Below are 13924 nucleotides of genomic sequence, written 5' to 3'. Positions count from 1 at the left end.
CCAAGCCCGTCAACGCCCCCGGATCAGATCGGCCGCCTTCTCCGCCACCATGATCGTCGGCGCGTTGGTGTTCCCGCGCGGTACCACCGGCATCACCGAAGCATCGACCACCCGCAGCCCCTCGACCCCGCGCACCCGCAGCTGAGGATCGACCACCGCCTGCTCGCCGGAACCCATCGAGCACGTTCCGACCGGGTGGTACAGCGTCTGCGTGTTCTCCCGGATGTGCTCGGCCAGCTCAGCGTCGGTCAGGTCGTGCCGCGTCGGCAGGAACGGCTTGTCCAGGAACCGCTTCAGCGGGCCGGCGCGACCGATCTCGATCAGCGCGCGCAGCCCGGCGACCATCTTGTCCATGTCCGACGACTCCGCGTAGTACGCCGGGTCGATTTCCGGCTTCCACGAAGGGTTCGCCGACTTCAGCCGCAGCCGGCCGCGGCTCGCGACGTCCACCAGCGTCGCTGCCGACGTGAAGCCCGGGACCGTCGGCTCACGCATCCCGTTGTCGTAGAACAACGTCGGCGCGACGTGGATCTGCATGTCCGGCGCCGGAAGCCCGTCGGTGGTCGGGAAGAACGCGCCCGCCTCGCCGATGTTCGACGTCAGCGGCCCGCGCTTGGTCAGCTGGTAGCGGACGAGCCCGCGTGGTGTGGCCGCGTCGACCAGGTCGGTCGTGCCGCGCGTGGACCAGATGATCCCGCACGCCGGGTGGTCGTGCAGGTTCTCGCCGACGCCGGGCAGCGCCGCGACGACGTCGATGCCGTGCTCGCGCAGGTGCTCAGCCGGGCCGACGCCGGAGACCATCAGCAGCTGCGGCGAGTTGACCGCCCCGCCGCTCAAGATGACCTCGGTCGACGCGCGCGCCGTCGTCTCGACGCCGTTGTCCAAATAGGACACGCCGACCGCGCGCGTGCCCTCGAAGACGATCCGGGTGGCCGGCGAAGTCGTCTTCACCGTGAGGTTCGGCCGGTCGAGCGCCGGGCGCAGGTACGCGTCGGCGGTGGACCAGCGGCGGCCCTTCTTGCAGGTGACCTGGTAGACGCCGGCGCCTTCCTGGCTCTCGCCGTTGAAGTCGTCGGTGCGCTTGAGGCCCCACGTGACGGCCGAGTCGACCCACGCGCTCGACAGCTCGTGGGTGAACCGGCGGTCCTCGACGTTCAGCGGGCCGTCGGTGCCGTGCAGCGGCCCGTCGAGGCGCTGGTTGCCCTCGGCGCGCTTGAAGTACGGGAGGACGTCGTCCCAGCCCCAGCCCTCGGCGCCGTGGGAATCGCGCCAGCCGTCGTAGTCGGCGCGGTTGCCGCGGATGTAGATCATCGCGTTGATCGACGAGCAGCCGCCGAGCATCTTGCCGCGCGGCCAGTACGCGGGCTTGCCGGTGTGCTTCTGCTCGACGGTCTCGTAGTTCCAGTCCCACCGGGTCTTGAACAGGTTCGGGAACGCGGCGGGGATGTGGATTTCGTCCGCGGTGTCCTCCGCGCCCGCTTCGAGCAGCAAGACCTGGGCCGACGGATCTTCGGTGAGCCGGTTCGCCAGCACGCACCCGGCGCTCCCGGCGCCGACGATCACGTAGTCGTAGGAGTCCACGGTGCCTCCACAGCTGTTGGCGCGATGTCAACGACTCATCATGGCGCAGGTCGGCGCCCACGGCCAGTCTAGGTGCCCGCCGCCTGCCGAACTGGGTGAACTATGCTCGCGGGGTACCCACGACCTGCGTGAATAAGGAGCAGCCTGCCGTGGCCCGAGTCGTCGTCGACGTCATGCCCAAGCCCGAAATCCTCGACCCGCAGGGACAGGCCGCGCTCGGCGCCGCCGGCCGTCTCGGCTTCACTGGGATCAAGGAGATCCGCCAGGGCAAGCACTTCGAGATCGAGGTCGACGACACCGTCGACGACGCGACGCTCGAGAAGATCGCCGAGGGCTTCCTCGCGAACCCGGTCATCGAGCAGTGGACGATCACGCGGGTGGACGCGTGAGCGCGCGCATCGGCGTCATCACGTTCCCGGGCACGCTCGACGACGGCGACGCGGCCCGCGCGGTCCGCTACGCCGACGCGGAAGCCGTGCCCCTGTGGCACGCGGACGAAAACCTCCACGACGTCGACGCGGTCGTCGTCCCGGGTGGCTTTTCGTACGGCGACTACCTGCGCGCGGGCGTGATCGCCCGGTTCGCGCCGGTGATGAACTCGGTGATCGACGCGGCGCGCGCGGGCATGCCGGTGCTCGGCATCTGCAACGGGTTCCAGATCCTGTGCGAGGCGGGGCTGCTGCCCGGCGCGATGATCCGCAACCAGGGCCTGCACTTCATCTGCCGCGACCAGTGGCTGCGGGTGGAGAACACCGACACCGCGTGGACGTCGCGGTACGAGCCCGGCGCCGAGATCCTCATCCCGATGAAGAACATCGACGGGTGCTACATGGCCGAGCAGTCCACTTTGGACTCACTCGAGGCCGAGGGGCGCGTGGTGTTCCGGTACGTCGGCGGGAACCCGAACGGGTCGCGCAACGACATCGCGGGGATCCGGTCGGAGAACGGGCGGGTTGTGGGCTTGATGCCGCACCCGGAGCACGCGATCGACGCTTTGACCGGGCCGTCGGACGACGGTTTGGTCATGTTCTACAGCGCGGTGGACGCGCTGATCAAGGCTTGAGTTTCCGCGGCCGGGAGGCTTGCGGGCTTCCCGGCCGCGCAGCTTTCGAGCCGACGCTCCAGGTACGCGAGCCGACCGCCTGGGTACGCGTGTCGACTGCTCAATCACGCGTGTCGGCGTCCTGAACACGGGGTTTGCGTCCCGCCGAAGTGCCTGGAATCCGCGGAGCCGACCGGCGCGGAACGCGAGGTTGCTGCGCGGGGGCGGCCCTCGGCCCCCGGTATCCAGTTTATCGGCGCCCACCGACAGTTCCGGGCCGGTGGACGCGGGTTGTCCACAGGTCCGGGCTCAGCTCTTGCTCTGGTCGTTCGAAAGCCACTTCTCCGGCCGGACCCGCACCAGCACCGACCGCTCCCCGAGTGCCGAGTCGACGTACGCCTTCGCCTGGTCCGCCGGCCAATAGCGGCCCGCGATCCGCAACGCCTGCTCGCGCGTCGGTGGCTCGTCGTTCGCCACCACCGGGCCCTCCACCGTCACGTACTTGTACGGCGGGTTCTCGTCCTGGGCCACCAAGCTCAACCGGCCGGCCGCGCGGATGGACCTGTCCTTCACCGTGTCGCGTTCCATCCAGATCAGCAGCTCGCCGCCCGGTGCGTAGTCGTACCAAACCGGGACCGCCAGCGGTGCCCGTCCGGCTCGCTCCACCGCCAGGATCCCGACGTGCGTTCCGCTCAAGAACGATTCGCGTTCGGCCGCCGTCATCGCGAAAGACATGTCACTCCCCAGGTAGAAGATCCCTCCACCCAGGAGCAACACTTCCCGAACTCCGGACATTCCGGACTACGAAGCCGCCGCCACCAGTCGTGCGTACGAGCCGCCGGCCGCGAGCAACGCCGAGTGCGGGCCCAGCTCCGTGATCCGGCCGCCCTCGACCACCGCGACCCGGTCGGCCGCCGCGGCCGTGTGCAGGCGGTGGGCGATCGCGATCACCGTGCGCCCTTCCAGCACGCTGTTCAGCGACCGCTCCAGGTCCCGCGCCGAACCCGTGTCCAGCAGGGACGTCGCCTCGTCGAGCACCAGCGTGTGCGGGTCGGCCAGCACCACGCGGGCCAGCGCCAGCTGCTGCGCGATCGCCGCCGGTACCGGGTGCTCGCCCGAGCCCAGCTTCGTGTCGAGCCCGGACGGCAGGGTCGCCACCCAGTCCGACGCGCCCGCCGAGGCCAGCGCCGCCAGCAGCTCGTCGTCCGTCCAGTCGCCGCCCGCCCGGCGGGCCGGGAGGGCCAGGTTCTGCCGGAGCGTCCCCGAGAACACGTGGTGCTCCTGGGTCAGCAGCAGGACCTCGCCGCGCAGGACGTCGTCGGCCAGGGACGACACGTCCTGGCCGCCGATCCGGACCGAGCCCGACGACGGCGCCGCGATGCCCGCCAGCAGCCGGCCGAGCGTCGACTTGCCCGCGCCGGACGGCCCGACGATCGCCAGCCGCTCGCCGCGCGGCACCCTCAGGTCGATGCCGTGCAGCACCTCGCGGTCGGCCGTGTAGGCGAACCGGACGCCGTGCACGTCGATGTCACGCCCGCGCGGCACGTCTGCCACCTTCGGTGACTCCTCGACGGACACCGCGTGGATGCCCAGGATCCGGCGCGCCGCGGCCGCCGCGACCTGCAGGTCCTCCAGCCAGAACAGCGCTTCGTTCAGTGGGGCCGACATCGCCTGCACGTACAGCAGCATCGTGGTGATCTCGCCGAGCCCGGCCCAGCCGCGCGTGTACGCGAGCAGCCCGAGCGGCAGCATGACCGCCAGCGGCAGCACGTAGCTGATCTCCAGCGACGGCAGCCACCGCAGCTGCAGGGCCCGCATCCGCCGTTCGCCGAGGATGCTGCGGTCCAGCGCGTCGTACGCCGCGCCGACCCGGTGCTCGGTCAGCCCGAGCGCCTCGACCGTGCGCGCACCCTCCGCCGTCTCGTGGACGCTGGTCGTCAGGTCCGCCCAGCGGTCGAGCATCCACTGCATCAGCGCCGGGATCCGCCGCTGGTACCAGACGTTCACGCACAGCAGCAGCGGCACCGCGACCAGCAGGCTCAGCGACAGCAACGGCGACGTCAGCACCATCGCGACGACCGTGAACACCACGGTCACCGCCGCGATCAGGATCTCCGGCGCCGCGAACCGCGCCGCGTGGTCGATCCGGCCGAGGTCGGTCGTGGCGCGGCTGAGCAGGTCGCCGGTGCCGGCCGCCTCGACCGTGCCGAGCGGCAGCTGCAGCGCCGTCCCGACGAACTCCTCGCGCGTCTCGGCCAGCACCAGCTCGCCGAACACCGCGCCGCGCAGCCGCGCGATCTTCCGCGCCACGGCCTGTAACGCCAGGATCCCGACGAACACCACGGCCAGCACGTCGACGTGACCCGTCGTCGTGCCGGCCGCGACGTCGTCGACCAGCGCGCCGAGCAGCTGCGGCCCGGCCAGCCCGATCAGGGTGGCCACGGCCAGCGAGCCCAGCAGCAGCCCGAACTCGCGTTTGTGCACCGCCGCCGTCTTCAGCGCCCAGCGCCGGACGTCCCGCCGGGACGCCGTGGGGAGCCGCTTCATACCGTCACCACCTTCGCCGTGAAGACCTCGTCTGCCACGTGTGTCCACAAGGGACTCTGGCTGAACACCACCGTCGTCTTGCCGCGGCGCAGGGCCGCGATGCGCTCGGTGATGCGTGCCTCCGTGTGCGCGTCGACCGCCGACGTCGGCTCGTCCAGCACGAGCACGTCGGCGTCGGTCGCCAGCGCGCGGGCCAGGTTCAGCCGCTGCCGCTGGCCGCCGGACACCTCGCGCCCGCGCTCGCCGATCACCTCGTCGACGCCCTCGGGCAGCGCCTCGACGATGTCGTCGGCGTCGGCCGCGTACAGCGCTTCGGTGATGCTCACGCCACTCGGCCGCGCCGGCGCCAGCTGCTCGCGCAGCACGCCCGAGAACCAGATGTCCTGGTTGTGCGCGTAGACGACCCGCCGCCGCAGCTCCGTGAGCGCGACGTGGTCCGCCCGGACGCCGCCGATCAGCACCTCTTCGCCCTCGGCCGGGTCGGCGAACCGCGCCAGCCGGTCGGCCACCGCTTCGCCGTCGGCGCCGAAGTCGACGACCGTCAGCCGCCCGGCCGCGACCCGCACGCCGGACTCGGTGTCGACCAGCTCCAGCGGCCCCGCGGGCAGCCGGACCGGCGTCGCCGGGTCCGCCAGCTTCGGGTGGATCCCCAGCAGCGCCACCACCTTCCGCGACGCCACCAGGCCCGACGTGATCGAGCCGACGGCCTCGGTCGCGGCGGTGACCGGCCAGATGAGGAACGCCGAAACGCCGTAGAACGCCACCAGCTGCCCGACGCCGATCTCCCCGGCCACGGCCAGCCGCGCGCCGAGCCAGGTGATCACCACGGTGACCAGGCCGGGCAGCGCGATCTCCGCCGCGGCCAGCCACGCCTCGGCCTGGCCGACCTCGATCCCGGCGCGGCGCACGCGCTGGCTCGTCTCGCGGAAGCGGGTGAAGAACCGCCGCTCGCCGCCGATGCCGCGCAGGATCCGCAGGCCCGACACGATGTCCGCGCCGAGCGCGTTGACGTCCCCGCGCTTCTCGCGCTGCTTGGCCTTGCGCTTCTGCAGGGGCGCCAGCAGCGGCCCGATGCCCAGCACCGCGACCGGCACGCCGACCAGCGCGACCACGCCGAGCAGCGGCGACGTCGAGATCAGCCAGACGGCGACCACGACGAACGCCAGCAGCGAGCCGAACGCCCGGCCGGTCATCTCGACGGTGTTGCCGATGTGGTTGATGTCGGTCGTGGAGATCGCGACGAGCTCGCCGGTGGTCGTCTTCTCGCGCAGCCCGGCGCCGACGCGGGTGGTGTGCGCCGACACGGCGCGCTGCGTCGAGCCCGCGCCGTGCAGCCAGAGGCCGTAGTTGAGGAAGTGCAGCCAGGTCCCGGTGAGCGTCTGCACCACGCCGAGCAGCGCGGCGGCCAGCGCCCAGCGCCAGACGGCGGCACCGTCGTGCGCGCTGACGGCGCCGATGCCCTGGCCGATCACCAGCGGCACCAGCGCACCCGGCAGCGCCCAGACGACACCGAGCGCGGCGGCGCCCAGCACCGTGCCGAGCCGGGCCCGGAACACGGCGAGCAGGAAGCGGCTCGCACTCGGCCGCGCGGGCAGCCGCAGCGGCGGGAAGGGATACGTGGCGGAAAGCACGACTCCCGACGGTAAGCCGCCGACCAGCGGAAGGCGACCGATTTTCCGGCGCGCGGTGGTCCCGGGCGGGCGGTGGTGTCGGCTGCCTCACACCCGCACGAGCGGTTCGCCGGGGCAACCGATTTTCGGTGGCCCGCCGTCCGGGGTGGCCGGGTGCGCCCCGTATCCTGGCGGCCGTGGCGAACCCTGACACGGACACCGTGACCAGCACCGTTGACACCACCGAGCGCGCCGGGGCGACCCCGGACCACACCCAGCCGTATCGCGAGCTCGGGCTCGCCGACGACGAGTACGCCCGCATCCGGGAAATCCTCGGCCGCCGGCCCACCGACGCCGAGCTGGCCATGTACTCGGTGATGTGGAGCGAGCACTGCTCCTACAAGTCGTCGAAGAAGCACCTGCGCTACTTCGGGGAGACCGCCACCGACGAGATGAAGGCCAAGATGCTGGCCGGCATCGGTGAGAACGCGGGCGTCGTCGACATCGGCGAGGGCTGGGCGGTCACCTTCAAGGTGGAGAGCCACAACCACCCGTCCTATGTGGAGCCGTACCAGGGCGCCGCGACCGGCGTCGGCGGCATCGTCCGCGACATCATGGCGATGGGCGCGCGGCCGCTCGCGGTCTCGGACGCGCTGCGCTTCGGCCCGGCCGACGCCCCCGACACCAAGCGCGTGCTGCCCGGCGTCGTCGCCGGTGTCGGCGGCTACGGCAACTGCCTCGGCCTGCCCAACGTCGGCGGCGAGCTCGTGTTCGACCCGTCCTACGCCGGCAACCCGCTGGTCAACGCGCTGTGCGTCGGCGCGATGCGCGTCGAGGACCTGCACCTGGCCTTCGCGTCCGGCACCGGCAACAAGATCATCCTGTTCGGCGCGCGCACCGGCCTCGACGGCATCGGCGGCGTCTCCGTCCTGGCGAGTGACACCTTTTCGGGTGACGAGTCGTCGGGTGGCCGCAAGAAGCTGCCGAGCGTCCAGGTCGGCGACCCGTTCACCGAGAAGGTGCTCATCGAGTGCTGCCTCGAGCTGTTCGAGCAGAAGCTGGTCGTCGGCATCCAGGACCTCGGCGGCGCCGGGCTCTCCTGCGCGACGTCCGAGCTGGCCGCGGCCGGCGACGGCGGCATGCACATCTACCTCGACCGCGTTCCGTTGCGCGCCACCGGGATGACGCCGGCGGAGGTGCTTTCGAGCGAGTCGCAGGAGCGCATGTGCGCCGTCGTCTCGCCGGAGAACGTCGAGGCGTTCATGGCGGTCTGCCGCAAGTGGGACGTCATCGCCACCGACATCGGTGAGGTCACCGACGGCGAGCACCTGGTGATCACCTGGAACGACGAGGTCGTCGTCGACGTCCCGGCGCACACGGTGGCGCACCAGGGACCGGTGTACGACCGGCCGATCGAGCGTCCGTCCACTCAGGACGCGCTGATCGCCGACACTTCCGACAAGTTGCCACGTCCGTCCACTTCGGACGAACTGCGCGCGGACGTGCTTCGTCTTATTTCTTCGCCCAACCAGGCTTCGAAGGAATGGGTGACGTCGCAGTACGACCGTTACGTGCGCGGTAACTCCGTGCTGTCGCAGCCGTCCGACTCGGGCATGATCCGGATCGACGAGTCGAGTGGCCGCGGCGTGTCGGTGGCGACGGACTGCAACAGCAAGTTCGTCTACCTCGACCCGTACCGCGGCGCGCAGCTCGCGCTGGCGGAGGCGTACCGCAACGTGGCGACGGGCGGCGCGACGCCGGTGGCGGTGTCGGACTGCCTGAACTTCGGCGCCCCGACCGACCCGGGCGTGATGTGGCAGTTCGAGCAGGCGGTGCACGGTCTCGCGGACGGCTGCGTCGAGCTCGGCATCCCGGTGACGGGCGGCAACGTGAGCTTCTTCAACCAGACGGGGTCGACGGCGATCCTGCCGACGCCGGTGATCGGCGTCCTCGGCGTGATCGACGACGTGACCCGCCGCATCCCGACGGGCATCGGCGCGGAGGCGGGCGAAACCCTGCTGCTGCTGGGCGAAACGCACGACGAGCTGGACGGTTCGGCGTGGGCCCGCGAGCTCCACAGCCACCTCGGCGGCGTGCCCCCGCGCGTGGATCTCGCCCGCGAGAAGCTGCTGGGCGAGATCCTGGTGGCGGGCTCCCGCGACGGCATGATCTCGGCGGCGCACGACCTGTCCGACGGCGGCCTGATCCAGACGCTGGTCGAGACGGTCCTCATCGGACAGTGCGGCGCGCGGGTGTTCCTCGACGACGGGCAGGACCCGTTCGTCCAGCTGTTCTCCGAGTCGGCGGGCCGGGTGCTGGTGGCGGTCCCGCGCACGGAGGAGCTGCGCTTCACGGAGATGTGCACGGCGCGCGGGTTGCCGTGGCGGAAGACGGGCGTGGTGGACCCGGATTCGGGAACGCTGGAGCTGCAGGGCATCACGGAGTTCACCCTGGACGAGCTGCGTGAGACCTGGGAGAAGACGCTCCCGGCCCTGTTCGGCTGAGCTGCGGGCGACGGCGGCACGGTCCCGGGACCGTGCCGCCGTCGCTTAGCCGCCGCCGACGTCCGAAGCGATCGCGAGCACCTCCGCCGCTCCCTCCGCGAGCAGCCGGCGGAAGTCGGCGTTCTCCTCGACCACCCACCGCGCACTCGCCAGCCGCAGCACCGCCAACCCGACGTCCGTCGCCAGCCGTGCCGTCTGCGGGTCGCACCCCCGGTCCGCCAGCGCCGACACCAGCGCTGCCGACAGGTTCGTCGCCTTGATCAGCTCGCGTTCCCGCAACGGCGGGTTCGCCGCGACCACCGCCGCCCGCTCGCGGAGGAACTCGCGTGGCCGGAACACCTCTGGTGCGCTCGCGAACGCCGCCAGCAGGGTCGGCAACGCGCCCGTCCCCGCGGGAACCGCGGCGATCTCGGCGGTGAACCGTGAGACCAGCTCGTCGTCGCCGAACAGGACCTCGCGCTTGTCGCTGAACCAGCGGTAGAACGACCTCTCCGTGAGATTCGCGCGCCGGGCGATCTGGGCGACCGTCGTGCGGTCGTAGCCCTGCTCGGTGAACAGGTCCAGCGCCGCCTGCTCGAGCCGGCCGCGTGCGTTGCCTTCCCAGCGAGCCATGCCCGCCAGCTTAGCGACAGCAGATGCTGTCGTCACTCTGGTAGCGTGAGTGACGACAGCATCTGTTGTCATCACTCCCCGAGGAGACTCCATGCGCACCCTCCGGTTCCACGAGTACGGCGCTCCGCTCGACGTCCTGACCCTCGAAGACACCGACTCGCCCACGCCCGGACCAGGCCAGATCCGGGTCGCCGTCCAGGCCTGCGGGCTCAACCCGGCCGACTGGGCCCTCTGTGACGGGCTCTTCGCCGGCGACCTGCCGCGCGGCGTCGGGCTCGAGGTGGCCGGCACGGTCGACGCCCTCGGCGACGGCGTCACCGGCGTCGAGATCGGGGACGATGTCCTCGGCCCGGCGCCCTTCACCGGCCCCACCGCCGGCGCGTCCGGCCAGGCGCTCCTCGACGTCTGGTTCGAGCGACCCCAAGGACTCGACGCGGTACGAGCCGCCGCCCTGCCGATGGCCGTCGAGACGGCTTACCGGGGCGTGGACACCCTCGGCGTGCACGCGGGCGCGACCGTCCTCGTCCACGGCGCGGGCACGACCGTCGGCTACGCCGCGACGCAGATCGCCGTCGGACGCGGGGCCCGCGTCATCGCCACCGCCGGGGAAACCCACGCCGATGCCCTGCGCGCGATCGGTGCCGAGGTCACCGGGTACGGCGACGGCATGGCCGAGCGCGTCCGGGAAATCGCGGGCGGCCCGGTGGACCTCGCCCTCGACGCCGCGCCGGTCAGCGGCGCGCTGCCGCGGCTCATAGCCACGGTCGAGACGCCGAAGCACGTACTGACCCTCAGCGACTTCGCCACGGCACGCGAGCTGGGCGTGCGGTTCAGCGGCCCGGGCGGGGAAGGCGTGGTACGCCCCGAAGTGATCGGCGAGTACGCGCAATCGGCCGCCGAAGGGCGCTTCTCCGTCCCGGTGGCCCGCACGTTCCCGCTCGAAGACTGGCGCGCGGCCGTCGAGCTGAGCCAGTCGGGGCGCGCCCGCGGCAAGCTCGTCCTGGTGCTCTAACCGGCTTCGGCGACGATCCGGGACTCGCCGTCGCGAAGCTCTTCTTGCTTCCACCCAGCCGGGAGCCGAACGTCCTTTTCGGACCGGACGCGCGTGTTGTACAGCGAAACCGAGTCCGGCAGCGACGCGAACCGCAAGTCGGTCTGGCCCTCGAAGCGTGTCCGCCGCAAGTCGATTTCACAGGTCACGGCCACGCCGGTGAACTCGGCGTCCTTCTCGAACTTCGCGTCCTTGAAGGTCGTCCTCCCGGCGAACGTCGTGTCCGTGAACTCGACGCCCTCGGCGAACGTCGTTCCGCTGAACCAGGCGTGACTTTCGAAAACCGCGCCACGGCACCGGAAGTAACCCAGCAGCCGGCCCGGACCGGTGCCCGCGGCGGTGAAGTACACCCGGCCCTTGAAACGGCAGCCGCTGAGGTTCGTGCTGCTGTACAAGGACGCGTACCGCAGCAGAAGACCGCCGACGAGCTTGCCCGAAAGGTCGAAATATTCGAGTGTCGCGCCGGTCAGGTCCAGGTCGTACGCCGGGCCTTCGGCGTCGCGGGCGGGGAGGAGGTCGGCGACCAGCCGCTGGGCCGTGAGCCGGACCGTCAGTTCGCGCTCCGACTCCGGATCGGCGTCGGCGTCTGCGGAGGGCCGCTGGAACGGCCGCCGCAAGTACGAACACAGCACGTCCAGCACGGTCTGGGTGTAGGCCGGCCGGCTGCGCGCCAGCCCCGCCAACGCGTGCATCGCCCCCACGCGCACCTGGTCGGCCGCGTGCCCGAGCAGCTCGACCGCCTTCGCGAACCGCTCGTCGGCCACCCGTTCGCGGTCCAGTTCGGCGCGCTGCGACTCGAGTTCGTGCCGCTGCCGCTCGATGTCCTGGCGGCGTTCCTCGACCCGGCGGCGCCGGTCGTTCAGCCACAGCGCGTACAGCGCCACGATCGCGCCGCCGGCGAGGCCGCCGGTCTTCAGCGCGTCACTGCGGCTGGTGGCGGGGTCGGACAGCAGCCAGCCGCCGACCCCCGCCAGCAGCACCACCGACGCGAGGAACGTCCACGCCAGCGGCGATCGCCACAGCTTCACCGGGTCAGGACACCAGCATCGTGCTGACGCAGAAGCCCTTGTCGTCGAAGTTCGTCGCGCTCAGCGTGCCCTTGACGTTCTTGCCCGCGGACGTCCCGGTGACCTGGCCCTCGACGAGGAACTCGTCGTCCGGCACGTCGCCGAGCGTCAGCTGCAGCGGCGGCTTGAGGAACGTCTTGAGCCACGAGTCGAGCAGGTCCTTGGAGTCCGAGCAGCCCAGCGCGAGCGCGCCGGGGGTGTCGCCCGCGTTCAGCTTGTCGATGAAACCCTGCAGCACGACCTTCGCGTCCGCGCCACCACCCGAGGACGGCGGCTTGCTGGTCGTCGTCGGGGTCTTCTTCGTGGTGGACTTCGGCGTCGAGGGCTTGGCCGACGTGCTCGACGACGGCGGGGCCGCGACGTTGTTGTCGTCCTTCGACAGGAAGAAGCCGGGCGCGACGAAACCGGTGATGCCCACGGCGGCGAGCAGGACGACCACGGCGCCGATGGTGATCCACAGCCCGGTCTTGCCCTGCTTCGGCGGCGCCGGCGGCCCGCCGAAGCCCTGGCCGTAGCCCCCGGACTGGTCCCAGCCCGACATCTGCCCGCCCTGGTTCGGGTCCCAGGCCTGCTGGCCGTACTGCTGCGCGTTCGGGTCCGCCCACGCCTGCTGCTGCTGGGCGTTCGGGTCACCCCACTGCGGCGGCTGGCTCGCCGGGAAGCCACCCGACGGGTAGCCCTGCTGCTGCTGGTTCGGGTCCCAGCCCTGCGGGTACTGCTGCGTCGGGTACGGCTGTTGCTGCTGCTGGTTGGGGTCCCACCCACCCTGCTGCGGGTACGGCTGCTGCTGGAAGCCACCGGAGTGGGGCTGCTGGCCGTACGGGTCGGGCTGGCCGGGCTGGCCCGGCTGAGGCGGGTAAGTCATCTTTCATGCCTTCCGGGCGCTGGGTGTTCGTGCGCTTCCGACGTCCGCAAGGCCCGTGTGGTTCCCCCAGGACGTGGTGAGCAGCATTCTGCAAGCTCGGACGGTACGGCATGAAACCGGCTCCCGGGTCGGACGACGCGAACTCGTCACGAACCGGGAGCCGGGGTGCGGGTCAGCCGGTGGCGAGGGCCTGGAGCCGGTCGTAGGCACCGTTGAAGGTGTCCTGGTCGAGCGGGCTCGAGGTGTACTGCCAAACGGTGTAGAAGCCCCAGTTGTAGGGCAGGGTGCCGACCGACGACGCGTACCGCGCGACCCACAGCGGGGCCGTGCTGGAGAAGTCACCGCTCACGCAGCTGCTCCACCAGCTCGTCGACGTGTAGATCACCGGGTAGCGGCCGGTCAGGGAGTGGTAGGTGTCGTGGAAGTCGAGGATCCACGACGTCATCCCGGCCTTGCTCAGCCCGTAGCAGGTCGCGCCGTACGGGTTGTACTCCATGTCCAGCGCCCCGGGCAGCGTCTTGCCGTCCTTCGACCAGCCGCCGCCGTGGGCGACGAAGTACCGCGCCTGCGCCGCGCCGCTCGCGGTGTTCGGGGTCGCGAAGTGGTAGGCGCCGCGGATGAAGCCCTGGTTGTAGGAGCCGTTGTACTGCTGGGCGAAGTACGGGTTCGTGTAGCTGGTGCTCTCCGTGGCCTTGGTCCAGACGAACCGCTTGCCCTGGTTCCACCAGTTCGCCCAGTCGACGTTGCCCTGGTAGCTCGCGACGTCCATGCCGGCCACGGTGGCCAGCACCTGGCCCGGGATGGCCTGGCCGGGCTGCGGCTGCTGCGCCGCCTTCTGCGTGTCCGGGGTCGACTTGTCACCTTCGACGCGCCGGATCTGCGACCCGAGTTCGTGGTTGTGCTGTGCGATGTCCGCGTTGATCGCGGCCACGGGGTCGACTTCGGGGGAGAAGGTCGTCGCCTGGGCGGTGCTGCCGAGCAGGAGCAGCGTGGCCGGGACGACCAGGGCGGCGATCAGCCGCCCTCTTCGGGAAGTGGACATCGT

General features: G+C 71.2%; 12 protein-coding genes. 4 read left to right on the top strand and 8 right to left on the bottom strand.

The features are described 5' to 3' along the window. Positions 1-9 precede the first annotated feature (9 nt). Positions 10-1581, bottom strand: coding sequence for a GMC family oxidoreductase (locus QSK39_RS10380; RefSeq protein ID WP_285477396.1), 1572 nt, complete (start codon positions 1579-1581; stop codon positions 10-12). A 149-nt stretch (positions 1582-1730) separates the two neighbouring features. Between QSK39_RS10380 and purS the strand changes: the two genes are divergently transcribed. After that, positions 1731-1970 (top strand): phosphoribosylformylglycinamidine synthase subunit PurS, encoded by a 240-nt coding sequence (purS, locus tag QSK39_RS10375; protein WP_086675945.1) that lies wholly within the window; start codon positions 1731-1733, stop codon positions 1968-1970. Beyond that, on the top strand, positions 1967-2644 hold the full coding sequence (purQ, locus tag QSK39_RS10370; protein ID WP_285477395.1) for a phosphoribosylformylglycinamidine synthase subunit PurQ: 678 nt from the start codon (positions 1967-1969) through the stop codon (positions 2642-2644). Before purS ends, purQ begins: the two co-directional genes overlap by 4 nt. A 288-nt stretch (positions 2645-2932) precedes the next feature. Here purQ and QSK39_RS10365 read toward each other — a convergent pair whose 3' ends face one another. The 3 genes from QSK39_RS10365 to QSK39_RS10355 all read right to left on the bottom strand — a co-directional run bounded on the left by QSK39_RS10365 (position 2933) and on the right by QSK39_RS10355 (position 6801). Continuing rightward, complete coding sequence (locus tag QSK39_RS10365) at positions 2933-3358, bottom strand: pyridoxamine 5'-phosphate oxidase family protein (protein ID WP_285477394.1); 426 nt, start codon at positions 3356-3358, stop codon at positions 2933-2935. 66 nt (positions 3359-3424) lie between these two features. Further along, positions 3425-5170: an ABC transporter ATP-binding protein gene (locus QSK39_RS10360; protein ID WP_285477393.1), complete on the bottom strand. Its 1746-nt coding sequence runs from the start codon at positions 5168-5170 to the stop codon at positions 3425-3427. Continuing rightward, positions 5167-6801, bottom strand: a complete 1635-nt coding sequence (locus QSK39_RS10355) for an ABC transporter ATP-binding protein (protein ID WP_285477392.1) — start codon at positions 6799-6801, stop codon at positions 5167-5169. Before QSK39_RS10355 ends, QSK39_RS10360 begins: the two co-directional genes overlap by 4 nt. A gap of 176 nt (positions 6802-6977) precedes the next feature. Between QSK39_RS10355 and purL the strand changes: the two genes are divergently transcribed. Continuing rightward, on the top strand, positions 6978-9284 hold the full coding sequence (gene purL / locus QSK39_RS10350) for a phosphoribosylformylglycinamidine synthase subunit PurL (protein WP_502873253.1): 2307 nt from the start codon (positions 6978-6980) through the stop codon (positions 9282-9284). 45 nt (positions 9285-9329) lie between these two features. Here purL and QSK39_RS10345 read toward each other — a convergent pair whose 3' ends face one another. After that, on the bottom strand, positions 9330-9896 hold the full coding sequence (locus QSK39_RS10345; RefSeq protein WP_285477391.1) for a TetR/AcrR family transcriptional regulator: 567 nt from the start codon (positions 9894-9896) through the stop codon (positions 9330-9332). Between the two features lie 91 nt (positions 9897-9987). Between QSK39_RS10345 and QSK39_RS10340 the strand changes: the two genes are divergently transcribed. After that, positions 9988-10908 carry an NADP-dependent oxidoreductase gene (locus tag QSK39_RS10340; protein ID WP_285477390.1) on the top strand — a complete coding sequence of 307 codons (921 nt, stop codon included), beginning with the start codon at positions 9988-9990 and terminating at the stop codon, positions 10906-10908. On the opposite strand, the gene QSK39_RS10335 is transcribed toward QSK39_RS10340, so the two are convergent. The 3 genes from QSK39_RS10335 to QSK39_RS10325 all read right to left on the bottom strand — a co-directional run bounded on the left by QSK39_RS10335 (position 10905) and on the right by QSK39_RS10325 (position 13921). Further along, positions 10905-11975 (bottom strand): pentapeptide repeat-containing protein, encoded by a 1071-nt coding sequence (locus tag QSK39_RS10335; protein ID WP_285477389.1) that lies wholly within the window; start codon positions 11973-11975, stop codon positions 10905-10907. The two genes, QSK39_RS10340 and QSK39_RS10335, sit on opposite strands and share 4 nt — an antisense overlap. A gap of 4 nt (positions 11976-11979) precedes the next feature. Next, the gene (locus QSK39_RS10330) at positions 11980-12879 is read right to left on the bottom strand and encodes a hypothetical protein (RefSeq protein ID WP_285477388.1); all 900 of its coding nucleotides are present in this window, start codon (positions 12877-12879) and stop codon (positions 11980-11982) included. Between the two features lie 172 nt (positions 12880-13051). Next, the gene (locus tag QSK39_RS10325) at positions 13052-13921 is read right to left on the bottom strand and encodes a lysozyme (RefSeq protein ID WP_285477387.1); all 870 of its coding nucleotides are present in this window, start codon (positions 13919-13921) and stop codon (positions 13052-13054) included. Between the last annotated feature and the right edge of the window lie 3 nt (positions 13922-13924).

The sequence above is a fragment of the Amycolatopsis sp. NBRC 101858 genome (assembly GCF_030269325.1).
Taxonomy (GTDB): domain Bacteria; phylum Actinomycetota; class Actinomycetes; order Mycobacteriales; family Pseudonocardiaceae; genus Amycolatopsis; species Amycolatopsis ponsaeliensis.
Note: the sequence above shows the minus strand (reverse complement) of the source record. Positions and strands in the feature narration are given on the sequence as shown.

Coding starts and splice junctions, on each gene's coding strand:
- QSK39_RS10360 (WP_285477393.1), bottom strand. CDS start 5,170: ATGAAGCGGCTCCCCACGGCGTCCCGGCGGGACGTCCGGCGCTGGGCG.
- QSK39_RS10330 (WP_285477388.1), bottom strand. CDS start 12,879: ATGACTTACCCGCCTCAGCCGGGCCAGCCCGGCCAGCCCGACCCGTAC.
- QSK39_RS10345 (WP_285477391.1), bottom strand. CDS start 9,896: ATGGCTCGCTGGGAAGGCAACGCACGCGGCCGGCTCGAGCAGGCGGCG.
- QSK39_RS10365 (WP_285477394.1), bottom strand. CDS start 3,358: ATGTCTTTCGCGATGACGGCGGCCGAACGCGAATCGTTCTTGAGCGGA.
- QSK39_RS10340 (WP_285477390.1), top strand. CDS start 9,988: ATGCGCACCCTCCGGTTCCACGAGTACGGCGCTCCGCTCGACGTCCTG.
- QSK39_RS10325 (WP_285477387.1), bottom strand. CDS start 13,921: ATGTCCACTTCCCGAAGAGGGCGGCTGATCGCCGCCCTGGTCGTCCCG.